The sequence below is a fragment of the Streptomyces sp. NPDC006265 genome, assembly GCF_040613555.1.
In the GTDB taxonomy this organism is placed as follows: Bacteria; Actinomycetota; Actinomycetes; order Streptomycetales; family Streptomycetaceae; genus Streptomyces.
In genome coordinates, this window is the sequence record NZ_JBEXSH010000088.1 from 1 (window position 1) to 17012 (window position 17012).

Genomic DNA, 17012 nt, shown 5'->3' on the forward strand with positions numbered 1-17012 from the left:
CGTAGCGCCCAGCCGTCATCCCGGAGCATCGCATGACGCCACCCGGCCCGGTCGTGCCCCGACGCGGACCGGGAGGCCCGCACGGTCGCCCCGGCCCGCTCCACCAAACCCTCGGTCACCTCACAGTGGGGCAGCATCCGGTCCTCATGCTCCCCGACGTCGAACGCGACCCGCAGCCCCGACAGGTCGACACCGCCACGCAGCCGCTCGGCGATCACACCCCCGACCGGACCCCCCAACGGATCAGTCAACCGCATGGCATCCGGCGTCCACCAGAACGACCCCGACTGACAGGCAACCCGCGACACCAGCTCCGGAAACTCCAGCGCCGCGTACACCGCACTCAGCCCGCCGAGGCTCTGCCCGGCGACCACCAGCCGCTCCGGATCGGCGGGCACGCCCGACTCCGCCACCAGCGGCAGCAGTTCGTCCCGCACCGCCTCCCACAGCTCGGGCCGGCACGTGAACTCGGCGGCCCGGTCCTTGGCGGGCAGGAAGACCAGAGTGACCGGCGGCATCTCATCCGCCGCCACCGCCGAGTCGAACGCGGTCACGGCCGGATGCAGATGGAGCCAGTCGTCGCCGTCGAGCAGCAGCACCACCGGCCCGCCGCCCCCCGCCGGATGAACGCGCACGGTCCGCCGCCCGCCCAGCCGCTCACTGGCCCAGCGGATCCGTGCCCGCGGCAGGGGCAGCACCGCGTCCGCCCCGAGAACGGGCCAGTGCGGCTGCTCCGGGGCGTCCGGGGTCGCGGCGACGGACCGTTCGCCGCCCGCCCCGGCCGGGTTGAAGGGGTCGGCATGGGAGACGTCCCCGGCCGCGAACCGGTACGTCACCCGCAGTCGCTCGGGCATGCGCACCTCGGCGTACCAGCAGTCGGTGTCCTTCCAGCGGCGCAGGGCGACCGGCTCCGACCAGCTCTCGAACTCGACGGTCACCGGCGACGACCCGCGCCACAGGAACAGGGTCACCCAGCCGCCGCCCTCGGCGGGCACCGACGAGGGCGGCCCCACAGCGGCCCAGAACGCGGAACTGCCGGGCGCGCCCGGCAGCCCGAACCCGGCGAACGCGTCCTGACTGTCGGCCGCGGCCACGCGCATGAGCGTCTCCTTGTGAGAGGGAAGGAGCAAAGGCTAAGCTCCGTCAATTAGGCGAGCCTAACCTAATCATTGCCCCTTCGAGGAGGTCGCCGTATGAGTTCCCTGAGTCAACCTCTATGCCGCCAGAAGCTGGTCGGCGGGCGTGTTGATCTTGCTGTTGGCTTGGTGGATGAGCGGGTCGTAGCAGGTTCCGGTGCGCCAGCAGGCCCACATCACGCGCAGCCATGCGCGGGCCAGGATGCGGATCGCGTGCGGGTGTCGCTTCTGGCGGGCGCGGGCATCGCTGTAGATCTTGGCGGCCCAGTCGCTGCCGTGGCGGCTGTTGTCGGCGAAGGTCGTCAGCGCGACGCGGGCTCTGCGGTTGGCCGCGAAGCGGAAGGAGACTGTGCGGGCCTTGCCCGAGGCGCGGGTGACGGGGACGACGCCGGCTTCGGCGATGAGCTGTTCGCAGCTCTGGGCGCGTTCCAGGATCGGGCCGATCTCGCCGATGACCTGCCCGAGGCTGACCTTGCCGATGCGCGGCATGGTGGCGAACAGCGGCGCGTAAGGGTGGGTTTCGACAGCCGCGGTGATGGCCTTGTCCAGGACGCGGATGGTGGCGCGTATGCCCTGCACGAGCTGGACCTGGACGCGGACGAGTTGTTCGGCCACGGCCTCGCTGAGGCGGGAGGCGGCCTTCGGGGCCGAGCGCAGGCGTTCGATCAGGACGCTGCCGGGCTTTCTGCCGGAGTAGCCGTGGCGCTTGCACCAGGCTTCGAGGCGTTTGGCGGTGAGCTTGGCGGCGGAGGCCGGGGCGGGGTAGCGCTCCAGGAACGCAAGGGCGATGTCGCTGTCGAGTTCGTAGAAGACGGCCTTGCCGCCGGGCCAGTGCTCGTCCAGCACAGCGGCGAGCTGGTTGACGGCGGTGACCTTGGCCTCGATGTGGTCGGCGCGCTGCCGGGTGAGGGCCTGCAGGTCGAGGGTCGCCTGCTCGGTGGGTTCCAGACGGGGCAGCAGGTGCCCGTCGGTGCGCAGGTAGTCGGCGAGCTTCATGCTGTCGCCGGCGTTGGTCTTGGCCTTGGAGGCGCCCCAGCGCGCCCGCATCGCGTTGAAGGCGTTGGGATGGACCGGCACGACGGGGTGGCCGGCGGCCAGCAGCCGGTCGACGGCCAGACCGCGGCTGGTCTCGATGGCCACGGGAAGATCCGCCGGATCTCCGTGCTCGCGCAGCACGGCCAGGGTCTTGGCGAACCCTTCCTCGGTGTGAGCCAGTTCCCACCGGTCGATGCGCTTGCCGGTGTTGTCCATGACGGTCACGTCATGGGTCTCGGTCGCCCAGTCCCATCCGATGAACACGTGCGTCGTACTCCAAGCCGGTTCGAGGAGCACCTGCCCGGTGGTGAGGTCGTCTGCCGGGAGCTCATTAATCGGCCCTCTGCGGGGCGTGTCCCTGAAGCCGATCAGACGGCCTCGGCCCAGTGGGGCTGGCGGAACTCATGCAGGCCGTCAAGCGGCTCGCACCCATGGCCATGCACCCACCGGGACCGAGAGGTCACAACCCTACTCGTGAGGGCTGCAGAAGGGTTGGTCCTCTAATGAGCACCAACCCCTTCGATGACAACGAAGGCCGGTTCCTCGTCCTGGTGAACGACGAGGGCCAGCACTCCCTCTGGCCGTCCTTCGCCGAGGTGCCCGGGGGATGGGCGATCGCCTTCGCCGAGAACACCCGCGAGGCATGCCTGGAGTACGTCGAGACCCACTGGACGGACCTGCGCCCCCGGTCCCTCGCCGCGTCCCAGGACGCCTGACCCGCCGATGCTGTGCACCAGGCTGACCAACGCCCGTTTCCTCACCATGGATCCGGACCACCCGGTCGCTCACGACCTGGGCATCAGCCCTGGACTGCGCCAGTGACCAGCGGCGCAGTACGAGCCAGGCGGAGACGGCGATGGTGGCGTACAGCACGGTCCAGACCGGGCCGAACAGCCAGGAGGGCGGGGCCCACGCGGGACGGTCGAGCGAGCGGTACGTGCTTGCGGCGTCCGACGCCGCGACACCGCCCAGGGCGGCCACCGCGTAGCAGACGGTGAGGAGCAGAAGCAGGAGCAGGGCCGGCCGGCGCGGCCGGCTGGTACGGCCTCGCATTCCTCGACGTCTGCCTACTGCTGGCCGCGCTCGGTGGCACACTGCTGCTCTTCCGTCGCAGGAGCCCGGCCGCCGCACTCCTCCTCGTTCCCTACGCGCTGTGGGTGCTGTACGCCGCTGCCCTCAACCTCGCCATCTGGCAGCTCAACGACTGAGCGCGGGCGCCGCCCACGTACACCCGCGTCGAGCCGGGGCAGCCGTCATCGGCGGTCGGTACCCAGGCATGCCGATGGCCCCGTCCAGGCCGGCCCCGGCTTCATCCGCTGCGCGCGCAGGGAGGTCGGCGGAAGGTGCTTCCTTCAAGCACCGTGGTCCCGGCACCGTCCCGGACCGTTGTCTGAGAGCGCTCTCAGGCGACCCTGTTCCCCTGATGAGAATGACAGGATTGCTGCCCCGTAAGATCGCGCAAACCTGTACATCTGTGACCGCAGTTGCCGAGGTCGGTCGCGGACTCCCCTGCACAGTCGGCTTGTTGGTGGCCTCGGCGGCGGTGGGCTCGCCACGCCCACGTGTAACGGTCCCTTGTTTGGAGTGTTGACCGTTCGTTGACACGAGCCTACGTTGGCGGCGACCTGAGAGCGCTCTCAAAGGGGTGGCGCATGAAATTCCACAGACATCTCGCCCTTCTGTCCGCGGCCGTCCTGGCCGCGGCGGGTCTGGCGTCCACCGTCGGCAGCGGTGTCGCCTCCGCCGCCACCATCGAGGTGGGGAAGGGAAGCTACAGCGACGTCCGGCCGGCCGGCAGACAAGGGCCGTCGAACAACGGCGGCCAGGCGGTCAAGCCGAAGGTCACGCCCGCCATGGCGGGCAAGCCCGTGCCGACCAACGACTGGTGGTCTTCGCTGATCTTCCAGCGGTTCGCCTCCAACCCGTGGTCGGAGAACATGTACGGCCACCCCCTCACCTACAAGGCGGTGTCCGGCGGCCTGGAGGTCGGATACCCGACGGACCATCAGATCGTGGGTGGCGGACGGCAGTACGAGTTCGCGCACAAGGCCGACCTGACCCTCGGCCTCGCGGGCCTCGACTCACCCGACGCCAAGGCGGACGGGTGGAGCGACTGGACCGTCACCCCGTACTGGAAGGACGCCGCGCGCACCCTGCGGGCGACCATCGGCCACGGCTCGCCGTACGTGTACGCCGAGGGCACCGGCGGAGCGGCGCAGATCAGCGCCGCGGCCCCGCCGACCGTCTTCGCCGACCAGGGCAACGTCCTCGGCGTCACCATCTCCGGACACCACTACGCGCTGTTCGCCCCGAGCGGCAGCGACTGGACGGTCTCCGGCAACGAGATCCGCGCCGACCTCGGCTCCAAGGACTACTTCTCCCTGGCGGTCCTGCCGGGCGAGGAGGCGCTCGCCGACTATGCGAAGTACGCCTTCAGCTTCGTGACCGGCTCCGAGGTCGACTGGGACTACCGCGAGGGCGACGGCGAGGTCAAGGCGACCTACTCGCTGACCACCGAGGCGAAGGAGGGCGAGGAGACCGGCACCCTCCAGGCGCTCTACCGCCACCAGTGGCTGCACACCTCCGACCCGCTGACCGACTACCGCTACGTCTCCTCGCGCGGCGAGATGAAGGTCCGCGAGGGCAAGTCCTTCACCACCACGCAGAAGGTGAACGGCGTCCTGCCCGGCCTGCCGAGCGCCGCGGGCGTCGACAAGGCCAAACTGAAGACCTACATCAACGACGTGCTGACGCAGGGCGACCCGTTCAGCGGCGCCATCGACACCTACTGGACCGGCAAGGCCCTGGGCAAGCTCGCCCAACTCGTACCGATCGCCGACCAGATCGGCGACACCGCCGGCCGCGACAGGCTCCTCGCGCTCATCAAGGGACGCATGGAGGAGTGGTTCACCGTCGGCGGCCCCTCCGAGTTCTCCTACGACAAGGACTGGCGCACCCTCATCGGCTACCCGGCCTCCTACGGCAGCGACCAGGAGCTGAACGATCACCACTTCCACTACTCGTACTACGTGATGGCCGCGGCGATCGTGGCGCAGTACGACCCGAGGTGGGCCGCCGACTCCGAGTGGGGCGGCATGGTCGAGGAGCTCATCAAGGACGCCGCCAACCCGGCCAGGGACGACGCCGCGTACCCGTTCCTGCGGGGATTCGACGCCTACGCCGGACACAGCTGGGCCGCCGGGCACGGGGCCTTCGCCGCCGGCAACAACCAGGAATCCTCCTCCGAGTCGATCAACCTCAGCGCCGGCCTGATCATGTGGGGCTCGGCCACGGGCGACAAGGCGCTGCGCGACCAGGGCGTCTACATGATGATGACCGAGTCGGAGTCGATCGCCCAGTACTGGTTCGACGCCGACCAGGAGGTCTACCCCGAGGACTTCACCCACGACGTCGTCGGCATGGTGTGGAGCAGCGGCGGCGCCTATGCCACCTGGTGGACCGCCAACCCTGAGGAGATCCATGGCATCAACTTCCTCCCCGTGACCGGCGGTTCGTTGCACCTGGCGCGCGAGAAGGAGATGCTGCGCCGCAGCGTGACGGAGATGGAGAAGGAGAACGGCGGCCCGGCCGTCGAGTGGAAGGACATCTTCTGGCAGGTCCAGGCCCTCTACGATCCGGCCAAGGCCATGCAGTACTGGAACCAGTGGAACGGCGGCTACACGCCCGAGGAGGGCGAGACCAAGGCCCACACCTACCACTGGGTCGCCACGATGAACTCCCTCGGCGCCCCCGACATGACGATCACGGCCAACACGCCGACGGCCGTCGCCTTCGGCGAGAACGACAGCCTGACCTACGCCGCGCACAACTACGGCGCCGAGGAATGCTCGGTGCTCTTCTCCGACGGTGGCGTGCTGAACGTCCCGGCGAAGTCGACCGCGTCCGGAGCGGGCGACGACATGAAACTCGCCACGCTGTGCGGCGCCACGGGCGGCGGCGAGGAACCGCCGCCGGACGACGACAAGCCCTCCGCGCCCGGCACCCCGGTCGCCGCCGACGTCACCGAGACCTCGGTCGAGCTGACCTGGGGCCCGGCGACCGACGACAAGGGCGTCAAGAACTACGACCTCTTCCGCGGCACCACCAAGGTCGTCACCGTCACCGCCACCACGCACCAGGACACCGGGCTCACCCCCGGCACCGAGTACACCTACACCGTCAAGGCCCGCGACACGGCGAACCAGGTCGGGCCGGCCAGCGCCGGCGTGACCGTCAGCACCATCGGTGACCCGCCCCCGCCGTACGTCACGGGCGACACCTTCTACCTGCGCTCCGGCGGCTCGCTCGCCACCGAGGCGACCGCGACCAGCTCCTCGGACACCATCCCGTCCGCGGGCGGCACCAACAACGACGGAACGCCGAAGAACCCGGTCGTGTACGAGGTGAAGAACGTCAAGGGCGCCCTCAAGGCGGGCGCGGGCACCGCCTTCACCTTCCAGGTGGACGCCGGCTCCAACGTCGGCTACGCCCAGCAGGCCCGGGTCTCCTATGACCTGACCGGCGACGGCACCTTCGACCGCGTCGAGACGTTCCGCTACTTCGCCACCGACCCGGTCCCCGGCTGGGAGGAGTACTCCGCGGCCCGGCAGGGCCTGCACTCCGCCTCGGGCACCCTGGGTGACCTGAACGGCGGTACGGTCCGTGTCGAGCTCTGGGGCGCACTGGGCAACGGCCCGTCCACCGTCCAGGTGGGCAAGGGCTCCGTGCTCACCATCCCGTTCGCCTGACGACGAAGGTGGTGAGCACCGCCGCGTGGTCCGACGGCCGGTCGCGGAGCGGCCGGCGCCGGACACGCCGGGCGAAAACGGGCAGCATGCCCATCGAGGAGGGGGGCCGACTCTGACCCGGTGGCCGGGACGGGTCCGCGTGAGCGGGCGGACTTTCCCCACTCTCCCCGGACTGTCAGTGACAGTCCGTAGGCTCGTCCTTATGGAGGGGAACGAGTGGAAAACCGCACAGGGGGAGGAAGCCGGTGCCGAGGCCTGGCAGCGACTGAGCGCGTACGCCTACCTCAGCGCACCCGAGCGCCTGGAGTACGTCGCCGTGATGCGGGTGTTCTGCGGCACCCTGCTCGCCGACCTGTCGGTACCCGACCTTCTCGCCAAGCTGGCCGGGACGGACGGCCCGGGGGCGGCGCTGGAGGCCGAAACGCTGACCCGCAGGCTTGAGGAACTCGTGCGCTGGGGCAATCTGCTGCGCAGCACGCACACCGTCAGAGCGACCAGCATCACCGAATACCAGCGCTCGCGGTCGCGCTACCAGCTGTCGAAGCTGGGGGAGCGCGTGCAGCGGGACGCGGACGAGGTACTCGCCGGGGCGGACGCGGCACGCGAGGTCAGCAGCGAGCTGCTGGCCCTCGTCGACCGCGGTCTGCGGGAGATCGCCGCGATGGCCGCGGCACCGGGCGGCGCCGACCCGCAGCAGGCGCTGGAACGGATCAGCACGCTCTTCGTGCAGTTCGCCGAATTCGCCGAGTCGGTCCGGGACTTCTACGCCTACCTGGGCCAGGTGCTGGCGCGCTACGACCTCGACACGGCCGAGTACCAGGGGTTCAAGGAACTGCTGCTCGACTACGTGGAGGCCATCACCGAGGACGTCTCCTTCCGGGCGCCGCGCATCGCGGCCCACCTGGACTCCATCTGGCCGCACCTGCCCGCGCTGCTCGCCCGGATCGACGCGCACTCGGCGGGCATCGGCGCGCTCGCCGACGGGCTGCCGGAGACGCGCGTCCAGCGCAGCCGCGGACGCGACCGCGCGGACTGGGAGGGGCTGCGTGAGTGGTTCACCGTCACCGGAGGGCACTCCAGCCAGGTGGATCAGCTCCGGGACGCCACCCTGCGTGCCCTGCAGTCGCTGCTCGCCAACGCCAAGCGGATGCTGCGTTCGGCCTCCGGTGAGATGTCCCGGCGCAAGGACCTGCTGCGGCTCGCGGCCTGGTTCGACGCCGCGGAGCCGGAAGAGGCCCACGACCTGGCGGTCGCCGCCTTCGGGCTCTACGGCGCACGCCATCTCGGGGTGGCGCCGGATCCCGACCGGTCCGTGCCGGCGTATGTGAGCTGGTGGACGGGTCCCGTCGTGGAGGTTCCGGTGGCGCTGCGCGAGCGCGGCAGCAGGGCTCCGCGCGGACGTGCCGCGGCGGCCGAGGACCACTCCGCGCAGAAACGCCTCCTTGTGGAGCAGGCACGACAGCAGGCCGAGGCCCGGCAGGCGGCGGCGGACGAACTGCGCAGCGCCTCGGGCAGGTTCGAGCAGGTGCGCCTCGGCGCGCCGGCGATGCGACTGCTGCTGGAGCTGCTGACGACCGCTCTCGGCAACGCCCAGTTGCACAAGGACGCCCACGACTTCCTGCTCGAGGGTGCCCAGGCGGCCGACGCGGACCTCGGCATCCGGCTGACCGCGTGGCGCACGCCCGGCAGGTCGACGGTTCTCAAGTCCGTGGACGGTGACCTGACGGCGGATGATCTCACCGTCGCCGTCGACAGCGCATCCTTGCCCGCGGTGGGGGAGGCGAGCGCCTGATGCCCCTGCCGTCCGCGCATGACGTCGCCCTCGCGTCCGAGCGCCGCACCGCCGCCCGGCTCCTGCTGGCCCACCCCCTGGTCACCAGCACCGGACCGCACAGCGACGCCTTCCCGCTCATCAGGCGCCACGCCGACTGGCTGTCCCAGCGCTTCCAGCAGGTCTTCGGATACCGCCTGCTGGTCGAGGCGTCGTACGCCCGGCTGTTCAAGGCGGGTCTCGGCACGGGCTCGGGCCACCGCCTGGAACGTCCTTCGACCGGAACGCCGTTCAGCCCACGGACGTACGCCTACCTGGCCCTCGCGCTGTCGGTCCTCGTCACCGCCCCGGAACAGCTCCTGCTCTCCCAGCTCGTCGCCGATCTGCGGGCCGCGGCGGTCGACGCCGGCATCGAGATCGCCGACACGGGACGGCAGGCCGAGCGGCGGACCCTCGCGGCCGCGCTGCGGCAACTCGTCGACTGGGGCGTTCTGACGGAGACGGACGGCCAGGTCGCGGCCGTCGCCGAGGAACGGGGCGGGGAGGCACTGCTGACCGTGGACCGCGAGATCGCGCGCGTCGTCGTCGCCGGCCCGCTCGCCCAGAGCCGCGACGGCGCCGACCTCGTGCGACGGGCCGCCGACCCCGGTTTCGGAGGGCCGCGCACCTACGTCCGCAGGCGTCTCGTCGAAACCCCCGTCGTCCACCTCGACGACCTCACGGACACCGAGCGCGAATGGCTGCGCACCCGGCAGCGGCGCGAGGCGCAGGCGTTCTCCGAACTGCTCGGCCTGGAAGCGGAGATCCGCGCCGAGGGCGTCGCCCTGGTCGACACCGAGGGCGAACTCACCGACCTGCACCTGCCGGGCACCGGGACGGTCGCACAAGCCGCGCTACTCCTCCTGGAGCGGCTGGTCGACCGGCTGCGTCCCGAAGAAGCCGGGCATCCGGCGGTCGGCGGACGGCTCGTCATCGGCGTACCCGTTCCGGACGGGCTGCTGCCCGAGCTGCTCGACGACCTGATCGAGGAGTACGGCAGGCGCGGCAGCTGGCAGCGCGGCCACCTTCAGGACCGGGACGGATTCCTCGCGGCCGTACTCGACCTCCTCGTCCGGATGCGTCTGATGGCTCGGGCCGGGCCCGTGCGCGCGGAAGGCCACGGCCTGCCCGAGGGATACGAAGAGACGGTGGCCGACGGCCGCTCCGTCACCGACGTCTCCCAGGCGCGCGGCCAAGGCAGTTCGGACGGCGGCTGGATCCTGCTCGCCGCGGCCGCCCGGTACGCCACCACCGTGGCGGTCAAGCACCGTACCGACCGGTCTCCGGCGGACGACGACCCCGAGGAGCCCTCCCGATGAACCGCCCGCCGGCCCCGCACCGCTACCGACTGCACCGCGCGGGCATCCGCAACGTCTGGCAGTACGACGAGCAGGAGTTCTCCTTCGGAGAGGGGCGCCTGCTGCTGCGCGGCAAGAACGGCGCCGGCAAGTCCAAGGCCCTGGAGATGCTGCTGCCCTACCTCCTCGACGGCGACGCCCGCGCGCTGGACGCCACCGGAACCGGACGCACCACCCTTCTCTGGCTGATGCTCGACGGCTTCGGGCAGACCAACCGGCTGGGCCACCTGTGGCTGGAGTTCGCGCGCACGGACGAGGAGGGCAACGACCACCACCTGACGATCGGCGCGGCGATCCGCGCCTCCCAGTCGACCAAGACGGCGAAGCCGTTCTTCTTCACCACGCGGCTGCGGATCGGGGAGCAACTGGACCTCGCCCCCGCCGGGCAGCCTCTCCCCGTCGACCGGCTCAAGTCGCTCGTCGGCTCCGAGAACGTCACCGATCGCGCGGTCGAGCACCGGGCCAGGGTCGCCCGTGAACTGTTCGGCCTCACCGACCCGGCGCGCTACCGCAACCTGCTGCACCTGCTGCACCGGCTGCGACGCCCCACCATCGGCGACCGCATCGACTCCGGCGGACTGGTCTCGGTCCTCGCCGAGACCCTGCCCGCTCTCGACGACGAGGTCGTGGAGAAGGTGGCCCGCAGCCTGGACGACCTGGACTCCGTCAGGGCCTACCTCGGGCGCCTCGAACGCACCGACCAGGCGTTGCGCTCCTTCCTCACCGACTACCGCGGCTACCTGCACGGGGTGCTGCGCCGCCGCACGGACCAGGCGAGCGGTGAGCTCGAGCAGCTGATGGCGCACCGCAAGTCCGCGGGCGACGCGGCGCGCAAGGCCGACGGGCTCCGCGAACGCGAGCAGGAACTCGGCGCCCGCATCGAGGCACTCGAGGCCGAGTCGAACGCCGCGGCGACGGACCTGGCGGCGCTGCACGCCGGCGCCGGATACCGCAGCCTGACGGAACTCGGGGAGAAGCGCGCCACCGTCACCGCCCTGCACAGCGCGGCCGCCGCCGCCTTCAAGGCCGTCCGGCAGGCGCACGGCAACCAGGAGGAGGCAGGACGGCGCCTCACCGCGGAGGCCGGACGGCTCGGTGAAGAGCTCGTCGAGCTGAACACCATGTACGGCGAACTGGTGCGGGAGGCAGAGCGGTCCGGGCTTGACCCCGTGCACCTGGGGGAGCCCGTGGCAACCCCCGGCGCACCCGTCGTGCCCGCCGTCACAGCCGAACTGACCGCACCGGACGGCGACTTCCACCTCGTACGGCACAGTGCGGTGCTGGCGGTCGACACCGAGACATGCGCGGCCGCGCTGCACGACTGGGACGAACGGCTGGACGCCGCCCAGCCGGTGATCAGGAACCGCTCCCGGTTCGTCACCGAACTCGCCACCCTCATCGAACAGTCGGACGAGGCCCGAAGGGAGGCCGCCGAGTCCGACGCGGCCCGGGAGCGCCTGGAGGAACAGGCGGAACACGCGCGCAGCCGGACCGAGCAGCGGCTCCAGGAAACCGTGCACGAGTCCGAGGCGTACGCCCTGGCGGCCACAGCCTGGAGCGAGCGGCTGCGGGAATCCACCGGGGTGCCCCTGGACGCCCTGCTCGCCCTGGTCGCGCCGGAGCCGGCAGACGGCCCCCTGCCCGCGCAGACCCCCGAGGCCGTGGTCGAAGCGGCCCGTTCGGCCGTCGACCCCTGGCTGGCGGCACTGGGCGCGGAGCGCGACGACCTCTCCCTGGCCGTCCGCGAACGGCAGACGGAGCAGGACCGCCTCCGGCAGCGGCGCGAGGACTGGGAACGCCACACCGACCCCGAGCCCCCGCCCCCGTCCCACCGCACGGCTCCCCGCACACCCGGCACCGGAGCCCCCCTCTACCGCCTGGTGGACTTCGCCCACGACGTGGGACCGGACGCGCGGGCAGGGCTGGAAGCGGCACTGGAGGCGAGCGGCCTGCTCGACGCCTGGGTGCGCGCCGACGGCACCGTCCTCGACCCGGCCACGCGGGACACCCTTCTGGTTCCAGGAGCACCCGTGCCCGGGGCGACGCTCGCCCGGGTACTGCGTCCGGTCGCCGCGCCCGGCAGTGGTGTGACGGCGGAGCAGGTCGAGCGGGTGCTGGAGGCCGTGGAGCTGGCCGGCGGCGAGACACCCACCGGCGAGCCCGGCACCGGGGACGTGGACGTAGACGCGGCGGGGCCGCACACCGCGATCGGTACCGACGGCTCCTGGCGGCTCGGCATCGCCCACGGCCGCCACACCAAGGAGGCCGCCGAGTACGTGGGCGCCGAGGTGCGTGCCGAGACCCGCCGCCGTGCCCTGGCGGAACTCGACCGCCGACTGCTCGACCTGGAGGAGGAGCTGGCGGAACGCAAACACGGTCTGCGGATACTCACCGAGCACCGCGACCTGGTCGCGGACACCCTGCGCCGCCCGCCCCCGGCCCGTGGGCTGACGGACGCCTGGGCTCGTACCGCCGAGGCCGAGCGTGCCGCCGACACCCTCGCCTCACAGGCGTACACCGCAGCCCGCGAGGCGGAACAGGCACGAGCCCGGGCAGTCGTCGCCCGGCGCGACGCCGAGGCCACGGCAAGTGCCCACGACCTTCCGACGGACCCGGCCGCACTCCAGACGGTCCGACTGGCCCTGGACCGCCTCGGACAGGGGGCGCGGCGGCTGCGCCGACGGGTGGGCGCCGTCCTCTCCGCCGCCGAAGGACACCGCGCAGGCCGTGCGGACTACGAGCGCGCAGAGTCGGCGCGCCGGGAAGCCGAGTCCGACTACGCGGAGCCCCTGGCTCGCCTGGAAGCCGCCCGCCGCACCGTCCTGGCCCTGGAAGAGGCTCTCGGCGCCACGGAGCAGGAGATCCTGGCCCGCGAGGCCGAGACGAAGCGCCGCCTGGACGCCGTAGGACGTCAGCTCCCGGGCGCGCGACGGGACATGGCCGACGTGCACGACCGGAGAGTACGTGCGGAGGAGGACGAGCGGACCCGCCGCGAGGCACTCGCCACGCAGGAGGCCGAGGTACTGGCCTGCGGCAGGAGACTACGGACGGCCCTTTCCCTGCCGGGCGTGCTGAGGGGAGCGGGTCTCGACGCCGAGGCCCACGCGGAGCCCGGCGGCGATCCGCTCCTCCTGCTCCTCGTTCAGGTCCCCGACGTCGAACCGGCGCAGCGCCTGGCGCTCCATGAGCTGGCGCAGCAGCTCCACCACCGTCAGCACCAGTTTGACCAGGTCACGCTCGACCGTGTCGGGCTCCAGATCCATATGCTTGCGGCGCGGCCGGGGATGGTCGTCGGGGCTGGTCACAGCAACTCCTCGAACGGTGAGGGCACCTGGGCGTTCACCGAGCTGATGAGCGCGTTGAGGTCGATCCGCACAAGGTCGACATCGGCGATGCGCAGGGTGATGTCCCCCGTGATCACGACGCCGCCGGCCAGCAGCCGGTCGAGCAGGTCCACGAGGGCGACCTCACGGCGTTCCACTACGGTCACGGCTTCTCCCCCCTGTTCATGTGGCCTCCCCGGCGAACGAATAGGCCGCCCAGGGGCCGGTGAGTTCGATGCGCATTCCGGACACCTCGCCCTTCGTGCGGTCGACCAGTTCCACGAATTCCTCGGAATTGGCACGCGGAACGAGATAGGCGGCGTTCAGCACGTTGCGCCCGGTCGCCTTGGACAGGGCGGGGTTCTGCGGGGGGTGCATCCGGGAATCCTCCGCGAATGCGGAAAGCTCCTCGTGCAGTCGGGTCGAGAAAGCCTCGGCCTTCTGCCACATGTCCTCGTGAGACCTGGTCTGCATGCGCCGCTGCCGCAGGTAGTCCCGGCCCGACGCGGGCTTCTGCGCGGGCCGGACGCTCTCCTGCGGTCCGGATTCGGCGTACACCTTCACGCCCCACTCGACCCGGCCCTCCAGCCGGTCGAGAGTGCGCTGGAAGTCCTCTTCGCGGGCCTCCATCATCATCCGTACGCCGCTGTCGTCGTGGAAGACGGTGCCGAGCCGCAGTGGCAACGGCGTCGTGACGGTGGTGAGGGCGTCGATCACGCCCTGGTGGGCACGGGCGGTCTCGGTGAGCCAGTCCAGATCCTCCAGATGGGCCCGGAGCGGCTCCTCCGCGAAGTCCCGCTCCGGCACATGACTCACCACGGCCACCAGGCCGTGGTGAGTCAGTGCCCTGGGCGGATCGCCCGCCACACCCGTCAACTGGGCCTGGAGCGGGGTTCCGAAGGGGCGGCAGACGGCGTAGACGTACCGCAGTCCGGTCACGGTGCCTCCTTCTTCTCCGCGCGGCCGGGCTCCAGTTCCTCCAGCCGGGCCAGCCGCTCGCGCAACTCGGCGTTCTCACGGGTCAGTTCGTCCCGGCGCGCCCGCGAGCTCAGGGCGGGGTCGGTCTCCCACCAGTCGATGCCCATCTCCTTCGCCTTGTCGACCGAGGCGACGATCAACCGCAGTTTGATGGTGAGGAGTTCGATGTCGAGCAGATTGATCCGGATGTCGCCCGCGATCACGATGCCCTTGTCCAGCACCCGTTCAAGGATGTCGGCGAGGTTGGCACTGCCTCCCTGACCGTAGGGCTCGGGCATCCTGCTGGGCGTCGTCATCGCCGGCTCCCTGCCTCGACTTCCTCATCCTCGTCCTCGTACTCCTCGTCCTCGTACTCGCCCTCGGGCTCTTCCTCCTCCTCGGGCTCCTCTTCGTCCTCGGCCTCTTCGTCGTACTCGGCCTCGGGCTCCTCGCCCTCCTCGGACTCCTCCTCGTCGTACTCGTCCTCGGCCTCCTCGCCCTCGGGGCGTTCCTCCTCGGACTCCTCCTCGGACTCCTCCTCGGCGAGCGCGTCCTCGTGACTGCGGACGACCTCGCCGTCGTGGATCTCGCCGCGCCAGCCGTCCTCCGCCTCGCCCTTGATCGTGATGAAGCGGACGTAGTTCTTGAGGTCGAGCCGGGCCCGGCGGCCCTGGGCGCGCCAGATATTGCCGGTCTTCTCGAAGAACCCGGAGGGGTAGTACTCGACGACCAGCAGGACGCGGGTCAGGTTGTCGGTGAGCCGGTGGAAGGAGACGACGCCCTTCGTGGTGCCCTTGGCGCCCTCGGAGGTCCAGGCGATGCGGTCGTCCGGGACCTGCTCGGTCGTCTTCGCCTTCCAGCTGCGGTTGGACCACCAGATCTTCGCCTGCCAGTCGGAGTGGGTGTCGTCGTCGCGGCTCGCGCTCTTGACGCCCTTGGCGAAGGTGCTGAAGTCCTGGTACTTGGTCCACTGGTCGTACGCGGTGCGCAGCGGCACGCCGACGTCGATGTGCTCGATGATGACGGTGGGCTTGTTGCCGGAACGGCCCTTGCCCTTGCCTTTGCCCTTGCCGCCCAGGCCCTTGAAGGCGCCCTTGACCTTGTCCTTGAGGTGCGAGCCGCCCGTCTCCAGTGCGGAGCGCAGCGGCCCCTTGCCCTCGGCGATCTTGCGACCGCCGTCGAGGGCGAGTTTGGCGAAGCCGGGGCTGTTGCCCTCGGCGATGTCGTTCAGCTTGCCGGTGGTCTCGCCGAGCTTGCGGCCGGCGCCGGTCAGCATGCGCGTGGCCTGAGCGGCGAGGTACTCCTGCAACTCGGCCTTGAGCCGGTCTGCGGCCTCGCTGTGGGCCAGGTCGGTGAGCGGGTTCTTCGCCGCTCCGTTGGCGGCGGACTTCGCCGAACCGAGAGTGTCGCTCATCCCTCACCGCCTCCCTTCGGCAGTCGGGACCGGGCGCTGCCGCCCCTGCTCCCTGACGTCGCCTTCTTGGTGGCCGATGTCTTCTTCGCCGCCGTCTTCTTCGCGGGCGCCTTCTTCGCGGCGGCCTTCTTCGCGGGGGCCTTCTTGGCCGGAGCCTTCTTGGCCGCCTTCTTCGCGGACGGCCTCTTCGCCGGGGCCTTCTTCGCCGCCGGCTCGGACTCCTCGTCCTCCGGCGCCTCGTCCTCCGGCGCCTCGTCCTCGTGTTCCTCGTCGTCGTGCGACGCGGAGTCCTCGGGCTCGTCCTCCTCGGGTTCCTCGTCCTCGTACTCGGCGCCCGCCTCGTCGTCCTCGCCGCCGCCGGGCACCGCGCCCGTCAGCTGGTCGCGCATCTGCGCGGTCCGGCCGTGCAGCCGGTCGGACAGGGCGTCGAGCTGACGCTCGACCATGGCACCGGAGGCCGCCTTGCCCACGCCGCGCAGATCCTCGCGCAACTGGTCCCCGATCTCCTTGAACTGCGGGTTGTTCCGCAGCTGCTGCTGAAGCAGCTCCGCGACCATGCGCGGGCTCAGATTCAGCTTCTTCCCGGCGACCAAGCCGCCGACGGCCACGGCCATCTTCAGCTTTTTGGTGCGTCCCAGGAGATATCCGGCCCCCACCGCGAGGCCCAGTCCCATTCGGTTCATGGTGTAGTCCCGTCGCCTGTTCCCGCGCTCCTGCGCGAAGCGGTCTCCAGCCGGTCGAGGAGGTCGTCCTCGAGGCGGTCGAACTCCTCCTCCGTGATCTCCCCGGCCTCCAGCTGCTCTTCCAGGCGACCCAGTTCGGCCCGGACCGTGGCGGGGTCGTAGTAGATCCGCTCGGCCTCCTGGACTGCCTGTCTGATGGCCCAAGCGCTGCCGCGCACCGGTGCGAACGGCAGCAGCAGCACCTCCGAGATCAGGCCCATGTCGTCACCCCGCTCCGGTCTCCGTACCGCTCACCACGGTGCCCGCGGGCTCGGCCGGACCGGGCTCGACGAAGCTGTACGGCGGGAGCGGACCGTTGACCCGCACCTCCAGGTGCGGCATGTCCTTGCGGAGCTGCTCGACCGCGGCCAGGAAGGAGTCGGCCGACTCCCTGTCCACCAGGAACGACACGTTCGCCAGCCAGCCGGTCGACTCGGGGCCCGTGCTCAACTCGACGACCCGGTTGTCGTACGTCCGGGTCCGCGGGTCCAGGAACGGCATCGACGCGT

Annotated in this window: 14 protein-coding genes and 3 pseudogenes; 6 read left to right on the plus strand and 11 right to left on the minus strand. The window is 71.0% G+C overall.

Features of this window, described 5'->3' with window-relative positions; all coding sequences use genetic code 11:
- Positions 1 to 1100: alpha/beta hydrolase-fold protein (locus ABZ281_RS10555; RefSeq protein ID WP_356654085.1), on the minus strand; the 1100-nt coding region annotated here is incomplete at its 3' end.
- A gap of 114 nt (positions 1101 to 1214) precedes the next feature.
- Positions 1215 to 2435 (minus strand): IS110 family transposase, encoded by a 1221-nt coding sequence (locus tag ABZ281_RS10560; RefSeq protein ID WP_356654087.1) that lies wholly within the window; start codon positions 2433 to 2435, stop codon positions 1215 to 1217.
- Between the two features lie 239 nt (positions 2436 to 2674).
- On the opposite strand from ABZ281_RS10560, the gene ABZ281_RS10565 reads away from it, so the two are divergent.
- Positions 2675 to 2887 (plus strand): MbtH family protein, encoded by a 213-nt coding sequence (locus ABZ281_RS10565; protein ID WP_097222172.1) that lies wholly within the window; start codon positions 2675 to 2677, stop codon positions 2885 to 2887.
- A gap of 160 nt (positions 2888 to 3047) precedes the next feature.
- Here the strand turns inward: ABZ281_RS10565 and ABZ281_RS10570 are convergent.
- Positions 3048 to 3224, minus strand: a pseudogene (locus ABZ281_RS10570) (tryptophan-rich sensory protein); the annotation flags it as partial.
- 41 nt (positions 3225 to 3265) lie between these two features.
- On the opposite strand from ABZ281_RS10570, the gene ABZ281_RS10575 reads away from it, so the two are divergent.
- The 5 genes and pseudogenes from ABZ281_RS10575 to ABZ281_RS10595 all read left to right on the plus strand — a co-directional run.
- Positions 3266 to 3379 carry a tryptophan-rich sensory protein gene (locus tag ABZ281_RS10575; RefSeq protein WP_356654107.1) on the plus strand — a complete coding sequence of 38 codons (114 nt, stop codon included), beginning with the start codon at positions 3266 to 3268 and terminating at the stop codon, positions 3377 to 3379.
- A gap of 444 nt (positions 3380 to 3823) precedes the next feature.
- On the plus strand, positions 3824 to 6919 hold the full coding sequence (locus tag ABZ281_RS10580; protein ID WP_356654089.1) for a glycosyl hydrolase: 3096 nt from the start codon (positions 3824 to 3826) through the stop codon (positions 6917 to 6919).
- Positions 6920 to 7121: 202 nt separating this feature from the next.
- Entirely contained in the window at positions 7122 to 8711 is a 1590-nt protein-coding gene (locus ABZ281_RS10585; protein WP_356654091.1) for a TIGR02677 family protein, read from the plus strand.
- Positions 8711 to 10048 carry a TIGR02678 family protein gene (locus tag ABZ281_RS10590; protein ID WP_356654093.1) on the plus strand — a complete coding sequence of 446 codons (1338 nt, stop codon included), beginning with the start codon at positions 8711 to 8713 and terminating at the stop codon, positions 10046 to 10048. The genes ABZ281_RS10585 and ABZ281_RS10590 overlap by 1 nt, the downstream gene beginning before the upstream one ends.
- Positions 10045 to 13137 (plus strand): annotated as a pseudogene (locus tag ABZ281_RS10595) (TIGR02680 family protein); the annotation flags it as partial. The gene ABZ281_RS10590 and the pseudogene ABZ281_RS10595, both read left to right, overlap by 4 nt.
- Before the next feature lie 69 nt (positions 13138 to 13206).
- Here ABZ281_RS10595 and ABZ281_RS10600 read toward each other — a convergent pair.
- The 8 genes and pseudogenes from ABZ281_RS10600 to ABZ281_RS10635 form a co-directional block, all read right to left on the minus strand.
- Positions 13207 to 13350 (minus strand): annotated as a pseudogene (locus tag ABZ281_RS10600) (gas vesicle protein K); the annotation flags it as partial.
- Between the two features lie 38 nt (positions 13351 to 13388).
- The gene (locus tag ABZ281_RS10605) at positions 13389 to 13577 is read right to left on the minus strand and encodes a gas vesicle protein (RefSeq protein ID WP_003994122.1); all 189 of its coding nucleotides are present in this window, start codon (positions 13575 to 13577) and stop codon (positions 13389 to 13391) included.
- A gap of 16 nt (positions 13578 to 13593) precedes the next feature.
- Positions 13594 to 14349: a GvpL/GvpF family gas vesicle protein gene (locus ABZ281_RS10610; RefSeq protein WP_356654095.1), complete on the minus strand. Its 756-nt coding sequence runs from the start codon at positions 14347 to 14349 to the stop codon at positions 13594 to 13596.
- Positions 14346 to 14684 (minus strand): gas vesicle protein, encoded by a 339-nt coding sequence (locus tag ABZ281_RS10615; RefSeq protein ID WP_356654097.1) that lies wholly within the window; start codon positions 14682 to 14684, stop codon positions 14346 to 14348. Before ABZ281_RS10615 ends, ABZ281_RS10610 begins: the two co-directional genes overlap by 4 nt.
- Complete coding sequence (locus ABZ281_RS10620; protein ID WP_356654099.1) at positions 14681 to 15781, minus strand: SRPBCC family protein; 1101 nt, start codon at positions 15779 to 15781, stop codon at positions 14681 to 14683. The genes ABZ281_RS10615 and ABZ281_RS10620 overlap by 4 nt, the downstream gene beginning before the upstream one ends.
- Positions 15778 to 16464, minus strand: a complete 687-nt coding sequence (locus ABZ281_RS10625; protein ID WP_356654101.1) for a DNA primase — start codon at positions 16462 to 16464, stop codon at positions 15778 to 15780. Before ABZ281_RS10625 ends, ABZ281_RS10620 begins: the two co-directional genes overlap by 4 nt.
- Complete coding sequence (locus ABZ281_RS10630) at positions 16461 to 16724, minus strand: gas vesicle protein GvpG (RefSeq protein ID WP_356654103.1); 264 nt, start codon at positions 16722 to 16724, stop codon at positions 16461 to 16463. The genes ABZ281_RS10625 and ABZ281_RS10630 overlap by 4 nt, the downstream gene beginning before the upstream one ends.
- Positions 16725 to 16728: 4 nt before the next feature.
- Positions 16729 to 17012: GvpL/GvpF family gas vesicle protein (locus tag ABZ281_RS10635; RefSeq protein ID WP_356654105.1), on the minus strand; the 284-nt coding region annotated here is incomplete at its 5' end.